Source organism: Thalassospira xiamenensis M-5 = DSM 17429 (genome assembly GCF_000300235.2).
Taxonomy (GTDB): domain Bacteria; phylum Pseudomonadota; class Alphaproteobacteria; order Rhodospirillales; family Thalassospiraceae; genus Thalassospira; species Thalassospira xiamenensis.
Window position 1 is genome coordinate 3,611,880 of record NZ_CP004388.1, and the last position, 22,588, is coordinate 3,634,467.

The window sequence follows — 22,588 nt, forward strand, 5'->3', positions numbered from 1 at the left end:
ACCTTTCATCAGGCTGCATCCTAAACGCTGCATGCACCACGGCTTGAATCGACAATAACACGCTCGTCGATCAGCACACGCGTCGCAAACCCCTCAAACCACGCCCCAAATGCCGCGTCATATTTCGCGCGCCCGGCACGTTGCTGATCAGGGTTCTGACCATTCGGTCGTTCCGTCTTCTCCGCCGATTTCGCAAGCCAGCGTTCATGCGTTTCGTCATCGACTTCAGGATGGAACTGAATGCCCCAGATGCGGTTATCTATGTGATAGGCCTGATTGGGGAAAATCGAACCGCGGGCCATTAGTTCGGCCCCGTCAGGAAGTTCGAACCCTTCACTGTGCCAGTGATAAACCATCATTTCAGCGGGGAAAAGGTCACGTCCGGCTTCCGTCGCTTCGACCGGATAATAACCGATTTCTGTCATACCATCAGCACGCGAGGTGACTTTGGCCCCCAAGTGGCGGGCCATCAATTGCGCACCAAGGCAAATGCCCAGATACATCGCGTTACTGTTCACGACGTGGGGTAGCCATTCCATGATTTTTGCGACATTGGCCTCATGGTCGTCATTGGCACTCATCGGACCACCAAACACAATCGCCAGATGGTAGCCTGACATATCACTTGGCAAGGCGTCACCTTCACCCGGACGGCGAATATCAAACTCATACCCGTACCGCCGCAAAACGGCCCCCACCCGACCGGGCTGACCGGTGGCAGAGTTGAACACCATCAAAACGCGTTTCACGGGACTTAATTCGTTCATGCCGACCTCGTTGCTGCGATAGCGAAAGGGTGGCGGTTTAGAACCGTTTTGACAAGCCCCGAGACCATAAAAGGCAAAACGACATGACAAAAGGCCACCGCATTTCTGCGATGGCCTTCGGGGCTTTTCCCAATCGTCATATAATGCCGAAAATCGGCTTATACGTTGAATTTAAAGTGGAAGATGTCACCGTCCTTGACGATGTAGGTCTTGCCTTCCTGACGCAGTTTGCCGTTATCGCGTGCACCGGCTTCACCGCCAAAGGTGATGAAATCGTCATAGGCGATGGTTTCGGCCTTGATGAAACCGCGTTCAAAATCGGTATGGATCACACCGGCGGCATTCGGTGCGGTTGCGCCGGAATATACCGTCCATGCGCGCGCTTCTTTCGGGCCAACCGTGAAGAAGGTCAAAAGGTTAAGCAGCTTGTAGCCTTCGCGGATAACACGTGCCAGACCGGTTTCTTCAAGGCCAAGACCTTCAAGGAATTCTTTCTTGTCTTCGGCACTCTCGAGCAGGGCAACCTCGGACTCAATAGCGGCTGAAATCACAACCGAACGCGCACCCTGTGAGGCAGCCATTTCGGCAACCTTGGCCGAAAGCGCATTGCCATCAGCCGCACTGTCTTCATCCACGTTGCACGCATAAAGGACCGGCTTGCTGGTCAGAAGCTGCAACATGCGAAACGCCTTGGCTTCGTCATCGTTGTTGATTTCAACAACACGTGCCGGTTTGCCTTCGCGCAGGGCTTCAAGCGTACGTTCAATCAGCTCCAGCGTCAGTTTGGCATCTTTATCGCCACCCTTGGCACGCTTCTGAAGGCCGGTAACGCGCTTTTCAAGGCTGTCCATATCGGCCAGCATCAATTCGGTTTCGATGGTTTCCGCATCACGCACAGGATCAACCGATCCTTCGACATGGGTGATGTCCCCATCTTCGAAACAACGCAAAACATGCACGATGGCATCGGTTTCGCGGATATTGGCCAGGAACTGGTTACCAAGCCCTTCGCCCTTGGATGCACCGCGCACAAGACCGGCGATATCAACGAATTCAAGCTGGGTCGGAATGATGGTCGCCGACTTGCCGATGGCGGCAATCTTGTCAAGGCGTTCATCAGGAACGCTGACCCGACCGGTGTTCGGTTCGATGGTACAGAACGGGAAGTTCGCGGCTTCGGCCGCGGCCGTCTGTGTCAGGGCGTTAAACAGGGTCGATTTACCAACGTTGGGCAGACCGACAATACCGCATTTGAATCCCATCTTTTCCGGGCTCCGTCACTTCGAATGTGTCTGAAACAGGATGGGGCAGGCCCCGATCCCGATGCTATTTCTTTTTGTTAAAGGCGCGGGCCAGTGCCTGCGCCATGGCGGTTGCGGCGTTGCTGACCGGGGTGTCGGGCTTGCCTTCAACCTCCGGCGCATCAGACGCACCTTTATCTTCTATCTTGCCGTCGCCTTTCACAGCGTTGGCCGATTTCTCACCCGCCGCAGCCGGTTTTGGCTTTTTCTCGGCCTTGGGTTTTGGCGGCGAGACAATGTGCGAAACCTTGTTCACGAAACCGCCATCGTCTCCCTTGACGAGACGCGGGAATTCAAGTGCGACGCCATCCAGCAGCGCCATAAGCCAACCGTTCTGTTCGGCCTTGGAAAAATCGCCCAGAACATGCCCGTGAACACGTTCCTTTTCCCCAGGATGGCCAATACCAAGCCGCACACGACGATATTCCTTGCCGCAATGGGCGTCGATGGACCGCAATCCGTTATGCCCGCCATGGCCGCCGCCGCGTTTGACGCGCAGCTTGCCCGGTGGAAGATCCAGCTCGTCATGCAGGACAATAACGTCTTCGATCGGAATTTTGTAAAAACGCAGGACTTCGCCAACGCTTTGGCCCGAAAGGTTCATGAAAGTTTCCGGCTTTAATACCAGAATCTTTTGGCCGTTCACTTCGCCTTCGGCAATTTGCCCCTGAAATTTCTTGCGCCAGGGTCCAAAAGAATGACGGCGGACGAGTTCGTCCGCCGCCATAAAGCCGATATTGTGGCGATTGGCGGCATATCCCGAACCCGGGTTCCCCAATCCAATCACCAATAACATCGTAGACCTCGATCTTATTCTTCGGTCGCTTCTTCGTCGTCAGCGCTTTCGGCATTTTCTTCCGATTTAAGCGCAGACGGAGCAGCAACAGTCGCAACCGTGAAGTCACGGTCGGTAATGGTGAGTTCGACACCTTTCGGCAATTTGATCGCCGAAATGTGAATCGAGTCGCCAACTTCGACACCAGTCAGATCGAAGACGAGTTCTTCCGGAATGGCATTCGGTGCACATTCAACTTCGACATCGTGACGAACGATGTTCAGAACGCCGCCTTTTTTCAGACCCGGGGATTTCTCTTCATTAACGAAGCGAACCGGGACTTCAACGGTCATGGTCTGACCTTTTGCAAAACGCAGGAAGTCGACATGGATCGGAGCATCCGTCACTTTGTCGAACTGTACGTCGCGTGGCAGGACTTCGTAGGTTTCTTTGCCAATCTTGACATCAAGAATGTGCGAGAAGAAACCCTGCTTGTGCAGAAGCTTGTTGAGCGGACGCGGGTCAATCTGGAACAGAACAGGTTCCTGTTTTGCTCCGTAAATGACACCAGGGACCATACCGGCACGACGCACGGCACGGGCGGCCCCCTTTCCGGCCCGTTCACGGATTTCCGCAGTGATAACAGTGTTTGCCATCGGAAAATCTCCTTGAACTAAAAACATATTGCGACCGTGGGCTGGTGCAAATCACCGGTGAAAACCCACGAAAGCAAACGCGCTGGCCTCCAGGGGTGCCAGCGCAGCAGCGCCTTATACCCTCAATCGAAAAGAACGGAAACAGATTTTTCTTCCGAAATTCGACGAATGGCTTCGGCCATCAAAGGTGCAATCGGAAGCTGACGAATTTTCGAACAGCCACGCACCGCTTCGGATGCCTTGATCGAGTCCGTGGTCACGACTTCGGTCATCGGAGAATTGGCAATGCGCTCAACAGCCGGGCCCGACAGAACACCATGCGAAACATAGGCCGCAACCGATGCTGCACCGCGCTCTTTAAGGGCGGTCGCCGCATTGCAAAGGGTGCCAGCCGAATCAACGATGTCGTCAACCAGAATGCAGGCCGCATCCTTGACGTCACCGATAACATGCATGACTTCGGACACACCGGCCTGCGGGCGGCGTTTGTCGATGATGGCCAGTTCGGCATCCAGACGTTTTGCAACGGAACGCGCGCGTGCCACACCACCGACGTCCGGGCTGACGATGACCAGTTTCTGGCCTTCGAACTTGTTGCGGATGTCACTGGTCAGAACCGGGGACGCAAACAGGTTATCAAGCGGAATATCGAAGAAGCCCTGAATCTGACCGGCATGAAGGTCCATGGTCAGAACGCGGTCTGCACCGGCAACCGTGATCAGGTTGGCGACCAGCTTGGCCGAAATCGGGGTACGGGGACCCGATTTACGATCCTGACGCGCATATCCGAAATACGGAAGCACAGCGGTAATGCGGCGGGCCGAACCACGGCGAAGCGCATCAAGAACCACCAGAAGTTCCATAAGATGGTCGTTTGCAGGGAAAGAAGTGCTCTGAATGACAAAAACGTCCTCACCGCGGACGTTTTCCTGTATTTCACACCAGATTTCCTGATCGGAGAATCGCTTGAGATCTGCACGGGTAAGCGGCAGGCTCAAGTGATCAGCAATTGCCTCAGACAGCGGGCGGTTGCTGTTACAAGCGAGGATCTTCATGGCGGGGCCTCGGTTAATGGGTGCCGGGAAAGTGAATAAATCTAATGTCCTGTGCGGTACAGGCCGGATGCAAACTTGCCGGTAACAGATCCCGTCACGTCTTTCCTGTCGTCCACTTGACCGTATAATTCGGCGCTTTCGCCTTCCGGTCCAACGACATATCCACGACACTCAAAGACCAATAATGAGCAAGTCCACATATCAGTGAACCGCGGCGGTGTTATAACCAGCCGTTAACAGTCTGTAAATGGTCGCGGTGCCGAATATCGACAAGGCAGTCATGCAGATTGGCACAATACCGGCCATCAATGCACCGGTTAGCGCGACGATACCGTCTTTTTATCGGCCTTAAGCATCATGCCCTTTTTGCGCGCCACCTGATTAAGCGCCCCTTCAAGGGCATCGACAGCGGCCTGGGCGGCAATCGATGCCACCGACCCCCAACGTTCATCAAGCCGTCCGTGCGGCACGACATTGTTTTGCGCCATCTGGCCCAATTCGGTGCCATCCGGGTCCATGATCACCCAGTCGATCTGAACCTGATCAAGCGGCGTCGTGGTTTTGCGTTCCACCGGTTTAACGGAAATTGTCGCCGATAAAATGATCGATCTATCATCTATTTCATCGTCAACCTCGATCCCCTTAGCACGCAGCAACGCCCCCGCGGAACGTACCAGAGCTTCATTCCCATCGCCCGGTGCCCCTGCAAAATCAACAAGTGCGATCTTGACCACCGGTGCCTCGGCAAGTTGGGAACGATCCCCCGAAATCAGAAACGCAATCCGCTTGGCCGGCTCGTCCACCAGCTGATCATATGCCTGCTGTGCCGGATCGACCTTTTCGCCCTTAAGGTCGCGAACCTTGTCGGCAAGCTCCTTGGGCACGGCAAGGTTGGTTTCTTCGGGGCCGTTCGGGGTTTGGGCAAACCAGTAACCTGATTGCAATTCCCCCGCCCCGCGGGCGGTATCAATCGCCAGGCCATCCGGGTTCATCAAAACCCAGGTCACATCAATATAGGCCGCATCACCGCTCGCCAGACGGGACTCGACATTGGGCCGCAATATAAAGTCACCGCCGATCTGGCTGTCGCTATAAGCCGGGATATCAAGATTGCGAAGCGCGCGTGCCATCGCGCGCGACAAATGCACCGATGCCCCTTTGGGCAGATCTTCACCGATCTCGACCCGGACCGTGTTGGTATCGCGCAGTTCCAGCAATGTCGGATCACCTTCGCGACCGGCCCCTTCAAACGGGCGCGGTAAATCACCGCATGCCGCAAGCGGCAAAACACAGGACGCAAAAAGAACCAGAAACCGTAATCGAGAAATCATCTATTCAAATTCACCGCGTCACATCAAAACGCAGCCAACCATGGCTGCAATGATCATAAAGAAGAACAGCATGATCAAATGGGGCATAGCATGTTTCCTCGCAATCCCGGGATCAGGAACCGGTCAGCATGATCGCTGACAACTGCCGTCCGTAATCAGGTTCGCCGCGAAGGGTCGTCCGGCGATAGCTGTAAAACAATTCTTCTTCGGCCAGGGTGTCGCGCGCCACCAGCTCGACTGCGGCAATACCGGTCGCCATGGTCCGGCGGCGGACATATTCCGGCAGATCGAACATGAAGTGACCATCGCGGACAGATCGATCAAAAAGGTCCTCGTCCCCGGATGGGCCCGACAGGATCGTATCACGGAACCCGGCATCGACTTCGTAGGACGGACGCGCAATGCACGGCCCGACAGAGGCCGATATATTGTCACGCGACGCGCCAAGCTTTTCCATGGCACTTACGGTTGCCTCTGATATCCCGGCAAATGATCCGCGCCATCCTGAATGACACGCACCAATCACGCCCGCCTTTGCATCATGGAACAATACCGGCGTGCAATCCGCCGTCAGAATGCCCAGCATCACATCGGGGCGGTCAGTTACCATCGCATCAGCCTTCGGAGCTTCTTCGCGCTCCAGCGGGCGTTTCAGCACCGCAACATCAATGCCATGTACCTGATAAACCGTGGTCAGACGGTCGGCCTTCGTGCCAAACGCCTTTGCCGCACGTGCGCGATTTTCCGTAACACGGTCCCGGCTGTCATCCGACCCAAACCCGACATTCAGTCCGCTATGGATGCCATCACTCACCCCGCCCTTGCGGGTCAGAAAGCCATGACGCAGACCATCTTGATGTTGCAGGCTTTCGGCCTCGAACCACATCAGGCCATTGGCATTGCGTTCAATTCCGCGGGTTATCTGGCTGGTCATCGAAAGCTCCGTCATCCTTCGGCACCGCTGACACAGGGTGGCGGCGCCGTTTCGCGACCATATCCGATCAGCACTTTAAAAAGGGTTCCCATCTGATCGGCATCGATCAGGCGTGCCAAGGCCGCATCAATCGATTTTGCCTGTACATCATCGGCACCTTCTTTCAAAAGTTCGGCACGCTGTTCGATCCCCAGCATCCGAAGGAACGTGCCCTGCGTCAGGACCGCACCGATCCGCGCATCTGCCTCAAGCATCGCCCGCCCGATGGCGGCAAAATCAACATGCGCGGTCAGGTCTGCATCACCGGGCTGCTCCAGAACCGGATGATATTTATGGTCCTTAAGCGCCTGCAAGGTATCACCAAACGCGCTGTGGGGATGGCCGTAATCGATAAACAACGCCGCCCCACCAACCTCGTTCAATCGGCGGGCGACCTGATCTGCAATCGCAATCGCCGCCGGGCAGCTTTCAAAAATATCGCCGGGCTTTGCCGTGCCACGCAATGTGGCTGGCACCAGCGCATCCATCACCGGCGTTTGCGCCCCACGGACAAAACCAAGTTCCCCGGTATTGGCATCCACCCCAACCAGCCGTTCGGACCAGCCATGGCTTGCGCGTTCAAACTGGCGGATCGGCAGGGCATCGAAAAACTCGTTGCCGATCACGATCATCGGCGCATTGCCACTGACCGGAATATCGTCAAATGCCTCGTGCCACGTTGCCGGAATGCCATAGGGCATGATCGCGGTTTGCTGATGGGTTCTAAGGACCGGACTGGTTTCAACAAACCGCACGGTTAATGCATCGGAAAGCCCCGGCACATTGCGCACCGCACGCAGGGCATCGGCCATCAGCGTCCCGCGCCCTGGTCCCAGCTCCACCAGATTGATCTTGCGCGGGCTTCCCATCTGCTGCCATGTCACCGCCGCCCAAAGCCCGATCAGTTCGCCAAACATCTGGCTGATTTCAGGCGCGGTGATGAAATCACCCTTGCGCCCGAACGGGTCCTGTTTGCGGTAATAGCCATGCTCGGGATGGGCGAGCGCGTCACTCATGAAATCGGCAATCGTGATCGGCCCGCCAAGGGCGATGCGCCGTTTCAGATGATCAAGCAGCGGGTTTTCGGAAGTCTCGGTCACGCCTTCTGTCCGTCTTTTCGCTGGTCTTCTTTTGGAAGCTTGCGCGTTTCAATCGGATCGGATTTCATCGCAAAGACAATGCAGCCAATACCGGCCAGAACCATCGGGATCGACAGCAACTGCCCCATGGTCGCCCCGAATGTCAGGAAGCCAAGCTGCGCATCGGGTTCGCGGAAAAATTCGACGATGATGCGCGAAATACCATAACCGGCAACGAATGTTCCGCCAAGAATACCCGGCCGATGGCGGACATAGGCACTGCGCGAAAGGGCAAACAGCACGATAAACAGGATCAGACCTTCAAGCGCTGCTTCGTAAAGCTGGCTTGGGTGGCGCGGTTCCGGCCCGCCATGTGGAAACACCATGCCAAGCGGGGAATCGGTCACACGGCCAAACAGCTCGCCATTGATGAAATTGGCGATCCGCCCGAAAAACAGCCCGATCGGCGTTGCCACCGCCGCCGCATCCAGTACCGCCAGAATCGAAATGCCGCGTTTGCGCGCAAACAGGATGATCGCCACGATCACGCCCATGAACCCGCCATGGAACGCCATGCCACCCTGCCATACTTTCAGGATATTGGCCGGGTTCGCCATGTAATATTCCAGATTGTAAAACAGGATATATCCCGTACGCCCGCCAAGAATGACGCCAAGCGTCGCCCAGAACAGCAAATCGTCAATGTCGCGTTTGCTCATGATGTTGGGCGTCTTGGCACAGTAATAAACCACATACCGCCAGCCAAGCAGCAACCCGGCAATATAGGCAAGCGCATACCAGCGGATTGCAATCGGACCGATAGAGATCGCGATCGGATCAATCGCCGGAAAGGCAAGGCTTAGCATCAGGGGAAACTCCGTGACGTATGTTTGTTAATTTACCGACTGGTCGCAAACGATCAGGGCAGGAACATGGCAAGACGCCCTGCCCGGCATCGGATCAACGGAACAGGTCCTCGGTCGCAAGGTAATCCTGAATATATTGCCGCACCCCTTCTTCAAGCGGGGTCATGTTCGCACCGTATCCGCACGCACGCAGCTTGGACATATTCGCCTCGGTGAAATACTGGTATTTGTCGCGAATGCTTTCAGGTGTTGGCACATACTGAATATCGGGTTCCTTGCCTATCGCACTGAATACCGAAAGCGCCAGATCCTTGAAACTGCGCGCCTTGCCGGTGCCGACGTTAAACAGATCGCTAACCTGCGGGTTGTCGTAAAGCCACATGATGATATCGACAACATCCCCGACCCAGACAAAATCGCGAAGCTGCCCGCCATCCTCGTAGTCGGGATGATGCGATTTGAACAGGGTTGCGGTTTCACCCGCCGAAAGCTTGTCAAACATCTGCGACACGACCGACCGCATGCCGCCCTTGTGATATTCGTTCGGGCCATAGACGTTAAAGAATTTAAGCCCGGCCCACTGTTTCGGACGGAAACCGTTCTGATCAAGGATGGTTCTGAACCGGCGGTCGGTTGCATGTTTTGACCAGCCATAAGCATTCAGCGGTGCCAGTTTTGCCAGATCATTCTGATCAAAACTGTCGTTAAAGCCCTGCTTGCCATCGCCATAGGTCGCCGCCGACGATGCATAGATCAACCGCGATGAATGGCGCGCGCACCATTCCCAAAGCCAGGTGGTCAGTTTGAAATTGTTCTGCACGATCTTGTCGGCATCGCGTTCGGTGGTGGCCGAAATCGCGCCCATGTGAAAAATCGCCTTGATATCGTTATGCGCGTCCAGAAACGCCGGCAGATCATCGGGATGAACGATATCGCGCAGGTTACGTTTTGCGATGTTTTTCCATTTGATCCCGTCGCGCAGACGGTCAACGACCACAATGTCGGTTTCACCGCGTTCTTCAAGGGCGGCCACGATATTGGACCCGATAAATCCGGCACCACCGGTTACGATCAGCATTGCATTCTCCTCGCGGCACATTGGTCTTGTGCGCCAGCCCTTGCTGCGACCCTGTCGGGCCTTTGGGGCAATCAATTATGAAAACTGACAACTTTATAGGCCCCGCCCCGATCCGGGGCAAGGAAAGCCGTTTGTTTTTCCTTTACAGGTGCCTGATTGACGATCAACTTGCCTTGCGCTGTGCAAAGCCCATATTATGCGCATGTTTTGCGGATATGCCGTAACACACAGATACCGCCAAAAGCCGGAGACAAAGATGCAGATCAATAACCGTATTCTTGACGACCTGACCCGTGTCACCAATTCCGCCCTCGGAACCATGACCGGTGTCAAAGGCGAGATCGATGCACTTGTCCGCCAGCAGTTTGAAAAAATCCTGGCGGGGATGGACATGGTCACGCGTGAAGAATTCGATGTCATTCACGATGTCGCCATCCGCGCGGCTGAACGCATCGACGGCCTCGAAGCCAGGATTGCAGAACTCGAAGATCGTCTGGCAAAAGCTGAAAAACCGGCCACCAAACGCACCAGCAGCAAACCGGCAGCAAAAAAAGACGCATAACCGGGAAATCATCCCCACATACAGGCAAGGAACGCCGTTCATCGCAGGGCCGCGGAAAGGTCGGCCAGGGACAGCGGATTGCCGATCATTTGAAATTCATTTCCGTCACGCGTCGCGGGGCGGTTGAAACGCGGCGGGCACCGGCATATAGTGCGCGCCCTTTCGCATATGCAGAGACTGGCAAATTTATATGAACGACCACCTGGAAGATATCGGCGACCTCGGTGACGAAAATCCGTTGCTGCTTGTTGAAGATATCGCCCGCACCAATGACTGGCACGTGGAACGTCGCAGCGACGATGAAGTCGTTGTCGAAATCCCGGCGCACTGGTGCACGTATCTGGTCTATTTCACCTGGCGCGAAGATGCCGAAGCGCTTCACATTGCCTGCTGCTATGACCTGTTCGTTCCCGAGCCGCTGCGCCCGCGCATCTATGAATTGCTGGCAAAATGCAATGAACAGCTTTGGCTCGGCCATTTCGGATTGTGGCTGGATGAAAACATGCCGCTGTTCCGCCATACGCTTCTGTTTGGCGGCGATGTCCCGCCGATGGTCGAACAGTTCGAAGAACTGATTGATATCGCCATCTCCGAATGCGAACGCTTTTTCCCGGCTTTCAACTTTGTGCTGGGTCAGGGCAAAACCCCGGACGAGGCATTGACCCATTCGATGCTGGAACCTGTCGGCCAGGCATAGGCGGCGCGTTACCGCCAGACGCATTTTCAATGGGGTCGGACAGTGTGCCGACCCTTTCTGTTTGCCGGAGCTGAAAATTTTTTGCCACCACCCGCGAATGGTCATCGCGATATAAATCCCGGTCGACAGGCTTGAACAATAGCCCGGACGATACAAAATCCCGCGCGGATTGGTGTTGTCAGAAAAACACCCCGCAGCGTGATATCTGAGGGCAAACTGTTGTGAATTTCCTCACGCCCCTTGCCCCTGTCACCGACTTGACCCACCTTCAGAACATCGCTACGGCATTGCATTGCGATTGCTGATCCACACATATTCGGCAGTCAGGGATGGAAAAATCGGAGCAGATTTCATGAATACGCGTCTATTGCTGGTCGGCTGTGGCAAAATGGGCAGTGCCATGCTGGAAGGCTGGCTGGCCAAAGGGCTTAAATCGGATAATGTCTATATTATCGAACAGGCCGAAGCCGCCGAGAAACTCTCAACCCGCTATGGCGTGCACGGCATTACCGATATCACCGAAGTCCCGCAGGATTTCATCCCGCAAGTCGTGCTGTTTGCCGTCAAGCCACAGGTCCTGCCCGATGTGATCGAAGATTACAAACCGCTGGTCCGGGCTGAAACGGTTTTCCTGTCGGTTGCCGCAGGAAAAACCATCGGCTTTTTTGCAGGACACCTTGGCGAAACCGCACGCATTGTGCGCGCCATGCCCAATACCCCGGCTGCCGTATCGCGTGGTATGACCGTGATGTGCCCGACCGATAATGTCAGTCAGGCGCAGCGCGATATGTGCGAAACGCTTTTGGCCACTGTCGGCATGGTATCGTGGTTAAGCGATGAAAGCCTGATGGATGCTGTCACCGCCCTTTCGGGCAGTGGACCGGCCTATATCTTCCATTTGGTCGAAGCCATGGCACAGGCGGGCGAATCCGCGGGACTACCAGCCGATCAGGCAATGATGCTCGCCCGCCAGACGGTTGTCGGCGCCGGTTTCCTGCTTGACGCCAGCGAAGAAACCGCGGCGACCCTGCGCGAAAATGTTACCAGCCCCGGTGGCACGACGGCGGCAGCACTTTCGGTACTGATGGATACCCAGAACGGCCTGCCCGACCTGATGACCCGCGCGGTTGAAGCCGCCCGGAAACGTTCCGTCGAACTGGCGGGCTAAGCACAAACCGATCAAGGAGACGATCATGTCGGCAAAGAAAGATCCGCAAACCACACTGATCGATGCAGCCATGGAACTGGCCACATCAGGGCGCTGGCATGACGTCACCATGATCGATATTGCGCAGGCTGCCAATGTCGACATTGGCGTGGCTTTTGATCACTTCAGAAGCAAGGCCGATATCCTGCGCCAATTCGTGCGCCGGATTGACCGGATTGTTCTTGCCGATCTTGATCCCGCCGATTTCGATGAACCGGGGCATGATCGCCTGATCGCCGTGATGATGGCGCGGTTCGATGCACTGATGCCCTATCGCCCCGCCCTTCGGTCGATCATCGCCAGTGGCGGCGACCTTGGCCCGGCTGATACAATGCGCGCGATCAAAACCCATTTCGGTTCGATGCGCTGGATGCTTGATGCCAGCGGCTTCACCACCGGCGGCCTGCATGGCAGCCTGCGTGTGGCCGGGATGGGCACGATTTATGCCCGGTGCTTCAGACAATGGCTTGAGGATGAAACCGCCGACTTCGGTCCGACAATGGCCGCCCTTGATCGCGCACTATCGCGCGGCAGCGAATGGGATAAACGGATCGGTACCGGTATTTCCCGCCTAAGCCGGACTTGCGGAAAAATTCAGAAAAAATGTGACCGGTTTGCCCAAAAATGTCGCCGAACCGATCACACAGAACAGACGTCGCCGACGACTGAAAATAACAGCACGGCATCCTAAGTATCTGATCTGAAACAGGGCAGCCGCAGCATAACCCAAGGTTATTTCATTAAACAAAAACCAAACCATGAAGTTTTTGTGCACTGCAAAATAAACCTTGACGAAAACGGTTCATTCCTTCATATTGCAGTTGAATTTGTGCGGCGCACAATAGCGCCTCATTCCACATCTGTTGCAAATTGCTGATGGAGCGCACACCATGACTGCCGCTAAAAAGGCTACCAACCCGTTCTTCGATCTCGACTTCACCAAATACACTGCAGATTTCAAAATGCCGGGTGTCGACGTGAACGAGATGATGGCGTTTCAGCGTAAAAACGTTGAAGCCCTGACCAAAGCCAACAAGGTTGCCTTCGATGGTTTCCAGGCTGTTGCTCAGCGTCAGAGCGAAATTTTCAAAACGCTGCTGGATAAAGTTCAGACCCAGGGCAAAGATTTCGCTGCTACTCCTGCTGACAACCCGATGGCCGCTGCTGCAAAGCAGACCGAAGCTGCGAAAGCCGCTTACGAAGAAGCCCTCGCCAATGCCAAGGAACTGTCCGGTCTGGTAAGCAAGTCTCAGGAAGAAGCTCTTGCTCTTCTGCAGAGCCGCTTTACCGAATCCCTGGACGAATTCAAGTCCGCGATCGAAAAGACCGCCACTGCGAAATAATCTAGCTGATAACTTCCCGTTATCAACTTCCGGCAGAGCCTTCTGGCTCTGCCGTTTTTATTTGTGCTTTTGCCCAAACTCCTGATCTGGTCAAACGCATCGATAAACCCTTAACGGCAAACCGTGCCCCCGCTAATCTGGCTCAAATTCAACGGAGAAAGATTTATGAGCGAGATCAGTTTTGAAGATTTCCTGAAGGTGGATATCCGCATTGGCACGGTTATCGATGCACAGGAATTCCCCGAAGCCCGCCGCCCGGCTTTAAAGCTCTGGGTGGATTTCGGCCCTGAAATCGGCACCCGCAAAACATCAGCCCAGATCACCAAATATTACACGCCCGAAAGCCTGATCGGCCGCCAGGTCGCCGGTGTGGTCAATTTCCCCAAAAAACAGGTTGGTCCTTTCATGTCCGAATTCCTCTGCCTCGGCTTCCCCGATGGCGAGGACGACAAAGGCATCGTCCTGATCGCACCGGAACGCAACATCCCCAATGGCGGACGCCTGTTCTAGGATGCTTTCCCCACCGCCAATCCGGCACAAAAAAGGGCGTGGCCTTAATCCGGCCACGCCCTCTTCCCCACCTATATTTCTGTTTTCTTAACGCGCCAGAACCATTGCTGCTTCCCGCGTCCGTCCAACCGTCCCGGCTACACTGATTGCCGACGACTTGATCTGATCGATTGTGGATGCGAAACTTTCGACTGAGCTCGCCATGCTTTGCATGTTGCCAGAAACCTCTTGGGTCACAGCACTCTGTTCTTCGACTGCCGAAGAAATTGTCGTGACATTGTTCAGAACGGTTTCAACATCGCTGCGGATGGAGCCAAGCACCCCGACAACTTCACTCGCAATGGTTTGAATTCCCCCGATCTCGCCGGAAATCTGCTCGGTTGCCCGCGCGGCCTGATTGGCAAGATTTTTGACCTCGGTCGCAACAACCGCAAAACCTTTTCCAGCTTCACCGGCGCGTGCAGATTCGATTGTTGCATTCAGCGCAAGCAGGTTGATCTGGCTGGCAATATTCTGGATCACCTCGACGATATTGCCCATTGCCGCAACAACCTCGTTCATTTTGTCGGTTGATTGACCAGCCAGAACCGTTTTTTCAAATACCTGATCGGTGGACATTCTGGCTTCAGACATGCTGCGTGAAATTTCTGCGATTGACGCGGCCAGCTGCTCGGAACCGGCGGCGACGGCCTGTACATTTGCCGACGTTTCGCTGGAAACCGTCGCAGCAAAGATTGACTTTTCATCCAACTGGTGAAGGCTGAGATCAATATCGGAAAAGTTGTTATCGATCATAGACTTCAGATCGATCAGCAAATTGACCTGCTCGGTCACATCGGTTGCAAACTTGACGACCTTGTAGGGCACCCCATTTGGATCAAAGATCGGGTTATAGGATGCCTCAATCCACACCACGCGACCACCCTTGGCAATACGTTTGAACTGTTGCGATGTGAAATTGCCCGCACGCAGGCTTTTCCAGAAATCCGCATAGTCTGCGCTATTTGCATATTCCGGCTCGACAAACATCTTGTGATGTTTGCCCTGAATTTCAGACAACTCATACCCCATTACAGACAGGAAATTGTCGTTCGCGTCCCGGATTGTACCTTCCAGATCAAACTCAATCACCGCCTGACTGCGACCAATTGCGTTTACCTTGCCATCAAGTTCTGCAAGTTTCTCCTGACGTGCGGTAATATCGGACGCAAACTTGACGATTTTTGCAACTTTGCCGCGGGCATCAAAGACCGGGTTGTAGGTAGCCTCGATCCAGACCTGTTTTCCGCTTTTGGTGATACGCGGAAATGCCTCGCTTTTGAATTCACCCGCCGCCAGATCCTTCCAGAACAAATCATATTCCGGTGTCATGCGCATTTCAGCAGGCACGAAAATACGATGATGTTTACCAACGATTTCGGAAAGATCGTAACCAACGACGTTCAGAAAATTCTCATTGGCACGAGTGATCGTACCATCGGTCTTGAATTCGATCACGGCCAGTGATTTCTCCAGCGCAACCAGAGTTTCGGAAGCCAGACCGTTCTTTTTCGACGAAAGGAAGCTCAACACAGACATCATACACCTCTTGAAAATCAGAGTGCCAGAGCGTCAAAGCTGTTTCCGCGATCTGGCTGGGAACTGCCAAGAAGATAATACAGGTGTATAGGCCGCCATATCCCCATATGGGGAGTGTTAAACGATAAATAGTATTCCCAGAAAACTAAAATTTATCAGCACCTTAACGGATACAAACAAAAAAGCGCACCCGAAAGTGCGCCTTTGATTAAGCAATTTCTTTCGCTGAAACGTATTACTTCTCGACGAATGCCTTCTCGATCACGAAATGACCCGGCTCGTTCATATTGCCTTCCTTGCCGCCCCAATCGATCAGCATCTGGCGGGTTTCAGCAATCATTTCCGGGTTGCCGCACAGCATGAAGCGATCATCTTCAAGGGTCGGCTTCGGCAGGCCAAGATCATCGTAAAGTTTGCCAGACGTCATCAGGTCGGTGATGCGGCCCTGATGTTTGAATTCCTCGCGGGTGACGGTCGGATAGTACAGAAGCTTTTTGGTCACTTCCTCGCCAAAGAATTCATTGTTGGGCAGTTCGCTATGGATGAATTCCTGATAGGCCAGTTCGCGAACCTCGCGGCAACCATGAACAAGAATGACCTTGTCGTAGCGCTCGTAGGTTTCATAGTCGCGAATAACGCTCATGAACGGGGCCAGACCGGTGCCGGTCGACAGCAGCCAGAGGTTTTTGCCTGGCAGCAGGTTGTCATGGATCAGGGTGCCGGTCGGCTTGCGCCCGACCAGTATCTTGTCACCTACCTTGATATGCTGCAAACGTGATGTCAGCGGACCGTTTGGCACTTTGATCGAAAAGAATTCAAGCTCTTCGTCATAATTGGCACTCACCATCGAATAAGCGCGCAAAAGCGGCTTGCCTTCGACTTCGAGTCCAATCATGGCAAACTGACCGTTGATGAACCGGAACCCCGGATCACGGGTGGTTTTGAATGTGAAGAGGGTGTCAGTCCAGTGATGGACGTAAGTGACTGTTTCTTCGTTTAAATTGCTGGCCATAACGCTGCATCAATCCGTTTCGTCTAAAGCTTTCTACTGGACCGTGGCGGGAACGACGGACACACTTTCCCAGCACCATATCCATGCCAAGTTGAGGCGATTTAACATCAATCAAACGTATATCGCAAGAAAACATTCATCATTTGTGTATTTTTATGCAGGACGGCATAGAAGCATACAAATTAAGTGTAGAATATTGTCTGACAATAGTGCACGATAATCGCATCAGGTCTATATCGCAAACGCGAACTGCCACATAGATAGGCTACGATGCACCGCACGGCAATGATCCATCGCAATCCGGTGAGAAATGACAGAAACCGCCGCATTACCCAACGATAGTCTGACAGTTCAGCAGGTTTCAGATGCCATCACCAATGCAGTGCGCGACGGGCGCTTGGTACCGGGTCAACGCCTGACGGAAATCGATTTTGCCAAACGCCTTGGCGTCAGCCGTCCATCCGTTCGCGAAGCCTTTCGTCAATTGACCGCAGACGGGCTACTGCACAGCCAACCCTATCGCGGGGTCAGCGTGCGCCACATGACACGACGCGAAGTCGATGATCTGTTTATCGTGCGGGGTGCGCTTGAAGGCCTTGCCGTGCGGCTGGCAACCCCAACACTTCAAAACGACGCGTCGAAATTGCTTGCCATCCAGGCCGAGCTGGACACTGCCGAAACCCGTAACGACCTTGCCGCCATGTCGCGCCACAACCTTGCCTTCCATATGCTGTTTGCCGATGTCACCGGCAACGCGCTTTTATGTGAACAGTTGCGACGGATTTCCAACAGTGTTTATTGGCTGCAATTCCGCGTTCTGGTCGCTGATGACAAGGTCCTGCAAACCAATACCCGGCATCGTAACATTGTTGACGCAGTTCGCAGCGGGGATGCCGCCAAAGCCGAGGCCATCATGATTGATCATGTCGATCATTCGCGCCAATTGGTGCAATCGCTGCCTGACAATCATTTCGCCGAAAGCCCGGCAGACTGACGGCTATTCCCCCTGCCAACCCGGTCCCTTGCCGGATGTGCGACCGCATAGAACCCCACCTCACGGCACATCTCCGAACCAGATTGCCAGTCTATCGTGGGTCCTTCATCAGCTCCTTTAGCGGCGCTGGACATGAAACTTGCATCCCCGAATTCCCTCGATTACGATTGTCTGACAATTTAAACAAACAAATATTAGAGAGCACCATGACAACCCGCCCCACCCCGACCACCGAATTTTTGCCGATCCCGTTGCCCGATTATCAGGAACGACCGCTTGACGAGATGCGCCTTGGTGCGCAGGCATTTTATGATGAAATCCGTACACGCCACACGGTACGTGAATTTTCGGATCGGCCGGTGCCACGCGACATCATCGAAACATGCATTCGCGCGGCGGGTACGGCCCCCAATGGTGCCAACCATCAGCCATGGCATTTTTCGGTTATCGGCGATCCGGCGATGAAAAAGAAAATCCGCACCGCTGCCGAGGAAGAAGAACGCGCCTTTTATGCCGGCCGCGCTGGCGAAGAATGGATCGAAGCCCTGCGACCGCTTGGCACGGATGACAGCAAACCGTTTCTGGAAATCGCACCATGGCTGATTTGCATTTTCGGCGAACGTAAAAGTGCCTCGGCCGACGGGAAGTTGCGCAAAAACTATTACGTGCCGGAATCCGTTTCCATCGCGACCGGCTTTCTGATCGCGGCCCTGCATCGTGCGGGGCTTGCGACACTGACACATACGCCAAACCCGATGAGCTTCCTGACCGAAATCTGCCAACGCCCGGACCACAACAAGCCCTATATCCTTCTGGTCACCGGATATCCGGCAGCGGATGCGACGATCCCGAAACACGCGACCGAGAAAAAAGACCTTTCAGAAATCGCGACTTTCTTCTGAAACACATCAAACCCAAAACAAGAAGCCCCGCGGCACGGCGGGGCTTGGGGCTTTCTGTTTTACATTCCAAAGACGCTTAATGCCCGATCGGCAGGACAAGACGGACGCGAAGCCCGCCGCCCGGCGCATCTTCAAGGTAGACATCACCGCCATGGCCACGCGCTGAATCACGCGCAATTGTCATGCCAAGACCGACACCACCCGTCGCCTGATTACGCGATTCCTCAAGACGATAGAAAGGCTTGAAAACGTCTTCGCGCTTGTCAGCCGGAATACCCGGACCATCATCGTCAAAGACAATTTCATAATCCTGCCCGCGACGTCCCGCGCGAACCGACAGGTTATTGGCATAGCGCCCGGCATTGGACATGATATTGGCAAGACAACGCCGCACGGATTGCGGACGCAGTTCCATTTCCAGACTATCGGCGATATGCAGATCAATCTGCTGGCCATCGCGCAGCGCTTCCCCAACCTGATCGGTAATCAGCTTGCCAATATCGGTTGGCACGGCCTTTTCGCCTTCTTCGCCGCGCGCAAACGCAAGATAGGCATCGACCATACGTTCCATGTCGACAACATCCTGCTTAAGCGCGTCAACACCGGGCAACGACCCCTGCATCGCCAGTTCCAGTTTCATGCGCGTCAGCGGCGTGCGAAGATCATGCGACACCCCGGCCAGCAAAGCGGTCCGTTGCGACAAGTGCCGTGCAATACGATCACGCATCGAAATGAAGGAAGATGCCGCCAATCGCACCTCGGCCGCACCTTCGGGTTTGAAGGTGTCAACTTCCACACCGCGACCAAACTGATCGGCGGCCTTGGCAAGACGACGGATCGGACGGACCTGATTGCGCATGAACATCACGGCAACGCCATACAGGATCAGGGCGGAACCCGCGATCCACATAAAGAAGATATAAGTGGTCGACGAATAAAGACGCTTTCGCGGGGCAATGATAGAAAGGACTCCGTCCTTTAACTGTACCCGAATTTCAAGCTGGCGATTATCGATATCAAGATCAAAGAAGAATGGGCGCTCCAGACGCTCATCCAACGCGGTGAACAGTTCCTGCGACACCAGCCCGAAAGGCGGTTGGGTAATCTGCTGCTCAAGGATTTCATCGGGTTCAAACAGGATATCAAGCTGCAAACGCGTGCGTGCGGAATGCTGCAGCCACTCAAAATGCTCCGCATCTGAATATTCGCCAAGATAATCAATGACGAAAACAACATCACCGGCAAGACCACGGCTTAGCTGGCGCGCGACTGTATCCCAATGCCGTTCGAAAAAAATCAGCACGGTGACGATCTGCAACAGCAGCATCGGCGTCATCAGGATCAGAAGCGACCGGCCCAAAAGACCTTTCGGCATAAGTGACTTGATCCATCCTGCGTTTTCGCTGCCCAAAACCCTTAATCCCTATCCGTCACTGGCCAGTCGGCGGTTCGGCCAATCTGTGTTAATCAACATACAGGACATAGCCCCGTCCGCGTACCGTCTGCAAGTATCTTGGTTGTTTCGGGTCTTCCTCGAACTTGCGCCGAAGGCGCGTCACCTGCACATCAATGCTGCGCGATGCGCCGGGATCAACAGCATTTCCGCCCATCATCCGGTGAAGGTCTTCACGTTTTGTTGTTTCACCGCGTCTGCGGACAAGAGCGGCCAGAAGCGCCTGCTCGGCACTTGTCAGATAGATATGCTCCGATCCGCGCTGCAACGTCATCCGACTGAGGTCAAAGGTGAAGTTGCCAAACTGCGCCATGGTGGATTTGTCATCGCGCGCGTTCTCATCTAACGGCGCTGGTACTTGGGCATAGCGACGTAAAATGGCTTCGATCCGAAGGACAAGCTCACGGGGCTCGAACGGTTTGGCAAGGTAATCATCCGCCCCCGCCTCAAGCCCGGAAATGCGGTCTTCGGTTTCCGAAAGTGCTGTCAGCAGAAGGATCGGCACCTTCGTCCCCTCGCCGCGTAAGCTACGCGCAAGATCAACCCCTTTCTCCCCGGGCATCAGAACATCCAGCACCAGAAGATCAAACTGCATGCCGGCAAGGCTGGACCGCGCTTCGGCAGCATTTCGCGCGGCCGAAACCACAAATCCGTTTTCGCCCAGATAACGGGTCAGCAAATCACGCAGACGGTCATCGTCATCGACCACAAGAATGTGCGGCTGATCGTGACGGCTCATACACGGCTCTCCTGAAACCTGAACATCTGAAACGCTTTATCCTATGCGAGTTAGGCAAAAAAAAGTTTCAAAATTGTATCTGTCCAAAAGACACCGGATCAGGTCAGCATCCTGATCCGGTGATTGTCGCGATAAAAATTTTAACGAAACATCGCTAACTCGCCCGGCGGCGCATACCTGGCGGGCTGTCATCGGTGAAACGGGCCCGGTCGGGTTCTTCGAGCATACCCAGCATCACCTTGCGAAAACCCTCAACCGCCTCGGCCCCGGCTTCGCGATAGGCGGCCGCGATCAGGCTGCGCTGATTTTCGGTCAGTTCACGTTCCAGCGCTTCGCCCTTTTCCGTCAGGGTCAAAAGCCGCTGGCGACGATCCTGCACACCGGTTTTCTGATCGATGAAGCCTTCGCGCACCAGTTGGCCCAGAACACGCGATAGGGACTGCTTGGTGATTTTGAGAATCGACAGAAGCTCGCTTACCGTAATGCCGGGGTTGCGGCTGACGAAATAAATGACCCGGTGATGGGCGCGACCGAAATTATATTGCTCAAGTATCTGATCTGCCACTGCCGTGAAATCGCGATAGGCATAGAACAGCAGTTCAATGCCTTGCCTAAGCTCTTCTTCCCGCAAAAAAAGCGGGTTTACCTTGCGTGTTGAGATATCAGCCATGCTTTTCCGTTATGTCAGTTATATTGACATATTAATCGATGAATGTTACTCCGGCCAGACAATTAAGGACATAAAGTTACGTCCAAGTGCCCTTTTGAATTGGAATCTGGCAAATGATCACTCCGACCTTCGACAACCGTGATGGTTTTATCTGGTATAATGGCGAACTTAAACCCTGGCGTGAAAGCACCCTCCATGTGCTGAGCCATGCGGTCCATTATGGCAGTGCCGTCTTCGAAGGGGAACGGGCTTATAACGGCAAAGTGTTCAAACTTGCCGAACATGGTCAGCGTCTGATCAAATCGGGTGAAATTCTCGATATGAAAGTGCCTTATAGCGCGGCAGAACTTGATGATGCGGTGATCGAAACACTTGCGGCCAACAATATCACCGATGGCTATATCCGCCGCATTGCATGGCGCGGCAGTGAAATGATGGGTGTTTCGGCCCAGACCACGCGCATCAATGTCGCGATTGCGACTTGGGAATGGCCCAGCTATTTCAAGCCGGAAGAACGCCTGAAAGGCATTCGTCTCGCCCTTTCGAAATGGGCACGTCCAGCCCCGAATACCGCGCCGACCTCGGCCAAGGCAGCCGGTCTTTACATGATCTGCACCCTGTCGAAACACGAAGCGGAACGCAACGGTTTTGCCGATGCGCTGATGCTTGACTACCGTGGTCAGATTGCCGAGGCGACCGGGGCGAACGTGTTCTTTGTCAAGGACGGCAAAATCCATACCCCGACCCCGGATTGCTTCCTGGATGGTATTACGCGCCGCACCGTGATCGGGCTTGCCAAAGCGCGCGGTTTCGAGGTGATTGAACGGGCGATCATGCCCGAAGAAATGGCCGAATTCGAGGAATGCTTCCTCACCGGGACGGCAGCCGAAGTGACCCCGGTGGCCTCCATCGCCGATTACACCTTCACCCCGGCCCATGTCTGCAAGACGCTGATGGAAGACTATATGGCGCTGGTGCGCGGTGAAAAAGAAGCTGTTGCCGCCGAGTAGTAAAATTCAATAATCAGCCCGATTATTCAC

At 54.5% G+C, this 22,588-nt stretch carries 24 protein-coding genes; 9 read left to right on the forward strand and 15 right to left on the reverse strand.

Features of this window, described 5'->3' with window-relative positions:
- Window positions 1-20 precede the first annotated feature (20 nt).
- From TH3_RS16775 to rfaD, 10 genes are all read right to left on the reverse strand, one after another.
- Window positions 21-767, reverse strand: coding sequence for a GMP synthase (locus tag TH3_RS16775; RefSeq protein ID WP_007090081.1), 747 nt, complete (start codon window positions 765-767; stop codon window positions 21-23).
- 158 nt (window positions 768-925) lie between these two features.
- Window positions 926-2,029 carry a redox-regulated ATPase YchF gene (ychF, locus tag TH3_RS16780; RefSeq protein ID WP_007090082.1) on the reverse strand — a complete coding sequence of 368 codons (1,104 nt, stop codon included), beginning with the start codon at window positions 2,027-2,029 and terminating at the stop codon, window positions 926-928.
- A gap of 64 nt (window positions 2,030-2,093) precedes the next feature.
- Window positions 2,094-2,864, reverse strand: coding sequence for an aminoacyl-tRNA hydrolase (gene pth, locus TH3_RS16785; protein WP_007090083.1), 771 nt, complete (start codon window positions 2,862-2,864; stop codon window positions 2,094-2,096).
- A gap of 14 nt (window positions 2,865-2,878) precedes the next feature.
- On the reverse strand, window positions 2,879-3,499 hold the full coding sequence (locus TH3_RS16790; protein ID WP_007090084.1) for a 50S ribosomal protein L25/general stress protein Ctc: 621 nt from the start codon (window positions 3,497-3,499) through the stop codon (window positions 2,879-2,881).
- Window positions 3,500-3,621: 122 nt separating this feature from the next.
- Window positions 3,622-4,554 carry a ribose-phosphate pyrophosphokinase gene (locus tag TH3_RS16795; RefSeq protein WP_007090085.1) on the reverse strand — a complete coding sequence of 311 codons (933 nt, stop codon included), beginning with the start codon at window positions 4,552-4,554 and terminating at the stop codon, window positions 3,622-3,624.
- Window positions 4,555-4,871: 317 nt separating this feature from the next.
- On the reverse strand, window positions 4,872-5,885 hold the full coding sequence (locus tag TH3_RS16800; protein WP_007090086.1) for a hypothetical protein: 1,014 nt from the start codon (window positions 5,883-5,885) through the stop codon (window positions 4,872-4,874).
- Window positions 5,886-5,997: 112 nt separating this feature from the next.
- Window positions 5,998-6,819 carry a peptidoglycan editing factor PgeF gene (pgeF, locus tag TH3_RS16805; RefSeq protein ID WP_139328178.1) on the reverse strand — a complete coding sequence of 274 codons (822 nt, stop codon included), beginning with the start codon at window positions 6,817-6,819 and terminating at the stop codon, window positions 5,998-6,000.
- 11 nt (window positions 6,820-6,830) lie between these two features.
- Window positions 6,831-7,958: a class I SAM-dependent methyltransferase gene (locus TH3_RS16810; RefSeq protein ID WP_007090088.1), complete on the reverse strand. Its 1,128-nt coding sequence runs from the start codon at window positions 7,956-7,958 to the stop codon at window positions 6,831-6,833.
- Window positions 7,955-8,806, reverse strand: coding sequence for a prolipoprotein diacylglyceryl transferase (gene lgt / locus TH3_RS16815; RefSeq protein ID WP_202965991.1), 852 nt, complete (start codon window positions 8,804-8,806; stop codon window positions 7,955-7,957). The genes TH3_RS16810 and lgt overlap by 4 nt, the downstream gene beginning before the upstream one ends.
- A 91-nt stretch (window positions 8,807-8,897) precedes the next feature.
- A complete protein-coding gene (gene rfaD / locus TH3_RS16820) occupies window positions 8,898-9,881 on the reverse strand; it encodes an ADP-glyceromanno-heptose 6-epimerase (RefSeq protein WP_007090090.1) in 984 nt (327 codons plus the stop codon).
- A 256-nt stretch (window positions 9,882-10,137) separates the two neighbouring features.
- Between rfaD and TH3_RS16825 the strand changes: the two genes are divergently transcribed.
- From TH3_RS16825 to TH3_RS16850, 6 genes are all read left to right on the forward strand, one after another.
- Window positions 10,138-10,443 carry an accessory factor UbiK family protein gene (locus TH3_RS16825; protein ID WP_007090091.1) on the forward strand — a complete coding sequence of 102 codons (306 nt, stop codon included), beginning with the start codon at window positions 10,138-10,140 and terminating at the stop codon, window positions 10,441-10,443.
- Window positions 10,444-10,633: 190 nt separating this feature from the next.
- Window positions 10,634-11,140 (forward strand): type III secretion system chaperone family protein, encoded by a 507-nt coding sequence (locus TH3_RS16830; RefSeq protein ID WP_007090092.1) that lies wholly within the window; start codon window positions 10,634-10,636, stop codon window positions 11,138-11,140.
- Window positions 11,141-11,492: 352 nt separating this feature from the next.
- The gene (gene proC, locus TH3_RS16835; RefSeq protein WP_007090093.1) at window positions 11,493-12,308 is read left to right on the forward strand and encodes a pyrroline-5-carboxylate reductase; all 816 of its coding nucleotides are present in this window, start codon (window positions 11,493-11,495) and stop codon (window positions 12,306-12,308) included.
- Window positions 12,309-12,333: 25 nt separating this feature from the next.
- Window positions 12,334-13,038, forward strand: a complete 705-nt coding sequence (locus TH3_RS16840) for a TetR/AcrR family transcriptional regulator (RefSeq protein ID WP_007090094.1) — start codon at window positions 12,334-12,336, stop codon at window positions 13,036-13,038.
- A gap of 199 nt (window positions 13,039-13,237) precedes the next feature.
- Window positions 13,238-13,690, forward strand: coding sequence for a phasin family protein (locus TH3_RS16845; RefSeq protein WP_007090095.1), 453 nt, complete (start codon window positions 13,238-13,240; stop codon window positions 13,688-13,690).
- A 165-nt stretch (window positions 13,691-13,855) separates the two neighbouring features.
- Window positions 13,856-14,200, forward strand: coding sequence for a tRNA-binding protein (locus TH3_RS16850; RefSeq protein WP_007090096.1), 345 nt, complete (start codon window positions 13,856-13,858; stop codon window positions 14,198-14,200).
- Between the two features lie 87 nt (window positions 14,201-14,287).
- Here the strand turns inward: TH3_RS16850 and TH3_RS16855 are convergent, their stop codons facing one another.
- Window positions 14,288-15,778 (reverse strand): methyl-accepting chemotaxis protein, encoded by a 1,491-nt coding sequence (locus TH3_RS16855; RefSeq protein ID WP_007090097.1) that lies wholly within the window; start codon window positions 15,776-15,778, stop codon window positions 14,288-14,290.
- A 235-nt stretch (window positions 15,779-16,013) separates the two neighbouring features.
- Window positions 16,014-16,790: a ferredoxin--NADP reductase gene (locus TH3_RS16860; RefSeq protein ID WP_007090098.1), complete on the reverse strand. Its 777-nt coding sequence runs from the start codon at window positions 16,788-16,790 to the stop codon at window positions 16,014-16,016.
- 310 nt (window positions 16,791-17,100) lie between these two features.
- Here TH3_RS16860 and TH3_RS16865 point away from each other — a divergent pair, with 310 nt between their 5' ends.
- Window positions 17,101-17,784, forward strand: a complete 684-nt coding sequence (locus TH3_RS16865) for a GntR family transcriptional regulator (RefSeq protein ID WP_007090099.1) — start codon at window positions 17,101-17,103, stop codon at window positions 17,782-17,784.
- A gap of 206 nt (window positions 17,785-17,990) precedes the next feature.
- Complete coding sequence (locus TH3_RS16870) at window positions 17,991-18,686, forward strand: nitroreductase family protein (RefSeq protein ID WP_007090100.1); 696 nt, start codon at window positions 17,991-17,993, stop codon at window positions 18,684-18,686.
- Between the two features lie 76 nt (window positions 18,687-18,762).
- On the opposite strand, the gene TH3_RS16875 is transcribed toward TH3_RS16870, so the two are convergent.
- From TH3_RS16875 to TH3_RS16885, 3 genes are all read right to left on the reverse strand, one after another.
- On the reverse strand, window positions 18,763-20,061 hold the full coding sequence (locus tag TH3_RS16875; protein WP_040061167.1) for an ATP-binding protein: 1,299 nt from the start codon (window positions 20,059-20,061) through the stop codon (window positions 18,763-18,765).
- Window positions 20,062-20,149: 88 nt separating this feature from the next.
- A complete protein-coding gene (locus tag TH3_RS16880; RefSeq protein ID WP_007090102.1) occupies window positions 20,150-20,878 on the reverse strand; it encodes a response regulator in 729 nt (242 codons plus the stop codon).
- Between the two features lie 154 nt (window positions 20,879-21,032).
- The gene (locus TH3_RS16885; RefSeq protein WP_007090103.1) at window positions 21,033-21,548 is read right to left on the reverse strand and encodes a MarR family winged helix-turn-helix transcriptional regulator; all 516 of its coding nucleotides are present in this window, start codon (window positions 21,546-21,548) and stop codon (window positions 21,033-21,035) included.
- Between the two features lie 113 nt (window positions 21,549-21,661).
- On the opposite strand from TH3_RS16885, the gene TH3_RS16890 reads away from it, so the two are divergent.
- Window positions 21,662-22,558, forward strand: coding sequence for a branched-chain amino acid aminotransferase (locus TH3_RS16890; RefSeq protein WP_007090104.1), 897 nt, complete (start codon window positions 21,662-21,664; stop codon window positions 22,556-22,558).
- Window positions 22,559-22,588 lie beyond the last annotated feature (30 nt).

Bases quoted from the DNA above. Each gene is read 5' to 3' on its own strand.
- TH3_RS16775 (WP_007090081.1), bottom strand. From the start codon at position 767: ATGAACGAATTAAGTCCCGTGAAACGCGTTTTGATGGTGTTCAACTCT.
- ychF (WP_007090082.1), bottom strand. From the start codon at position 2,029: ATGGGATTCAAATGCGGTATTGTCGGTCTGCCCAACGTTGGTAAATCG.
- pth (WP_007090083.1), bottom strand. From the start codon at position 2,864: ATGTTATTGGTGATTGGATTGGGGAACCCGGGTTCGGGATATGCCGCC.
- TH3_RS16790 (WP_007090084.1), bottom strand. From the start codon at position 3,499: ATGGCAAACACTGTTATCACTGCGGAAATCCGTGAACGGGCCGGAAAG.
- TH3_RS16795 (WP_007090085.1), bottom strand. From the start codon at position 4,554: ATGAAGATCCTCGCTTGTAACAGCAACCGCCCGCTGTCTGAGGCAATT.
- TH3_RS16800 (WP_007090086.1), bottom strand. From the start codon at position 5,885: ATGATTTCTCGATTACGGTTTCTGGTTCTTTTTGCGTCCTGTGTTTTG.
- pgeF (WP_139328178.1), bottom strand. From the start codon at position 6,819: ATGACCAGCCAGATAACCCGCGGAATTGAACGCAATGCCAATGGCCTG.
- rfaD (WP_007090090.1), bottom strand. From the start codon at position 9,881: ATGCTGATCGTAACCGGTGGTGCCGGATTTATCGGGTCCAATATCGTG.
- TH3_RS16825 (WP_007090091.1), top strand. From the start codon at position 10,138: ATGCAGATCAATAACCGTATTCTTGACGACCTGACCCGTGTCACCAAT.
- TH3_RS16830 (WP_007090092.1), top strand. From the start codon at position 10,634: ATGAACGACCACCTGGAAGATATCGGCGACCTCGGTGACGAAAATCCG.
- proC (WP_007090093.1), top strand. From the start codon at position 11,493: ATGAATACGCGTCTATTGCTGGTCGGCTGTGGCAAAATGGGCAGTGCC.
- TH3_RS16840 (WP_007090094.1), top strand. From the start codon at position 12,334: ATGTCGGCAAAGAAAGATCCGCAAACCACACTGATCGATGCAGCCATG.
- TH3_RS16845 (WP_007090095.1), top strand. From the start codon at position 13,238: ATGACTGCCGCTAAAAAGGCTACCAACCCGTTCTTCGATCTCGACTTC.
- TH3_RS16850 (WP_007090096.1), top strand. From the start codon at position 13,856: ATGAGCGAGATCAGTTTTGAAGATTTCCTGAAGGTGGATATCCGCATT.
- TH3_RS16855 (WP_007090097.1), bottom strand. From the start codon at position 15,778: ATGTCTGTGTTGAGCTTCCTTTCGTCGAAAAAGAACGGTCTGGCTTCC.
- TH3_RS16860 (WP_007090098.1), bottom strand. From the start codon at position 16,790: ATGGCCAGCAATTTAAACGAAGAAACAGTCACTTACGTCCATCACTGG.
- TH3_RS16865 (WP_007090099.1), top strand. From the start codon at position 17,101: ATGACAGAAACCGCCGCATTACCCAACGATAGTCTGACAGTTCAGCAG.
- TH3_RS16870 (WP_007090100.1), top strand. From the start codon at position 17,991: ATGACAACCCGCCCCACCCCGACCACCGAATTTTTGCCGATCCCGTTG.
- TH3_RS16875 (WP_040061167.1), bottom strand. From the start codon at position 20,061: ATGCCGAAAGGTCTTTTGGGCCGGTCGCTTCTGATCCTGATGACGCCG.
- TH3_RS16880 (WP_007090102.1), bottom strand. From the start codon at position 20,878: ATGAGCCGTCACGATCAGCCGCACATTCTTGTGGTCGATGACGATGAC.
- TH3_RS16885 (WP_007090103.1), bottom strand. From the start codon at position 21,548: ATGGCTGATATCTCAACACGCAAGGTAAACCCGCTTTTTTTGCGGGAA.
- TH3_RS16890 (WP_007090104.1), top strand. From the start codon at position 21,662: ATGATCACTCCGACCTTCGACAACCGTGATGGTTTTATCTGGTATAAT.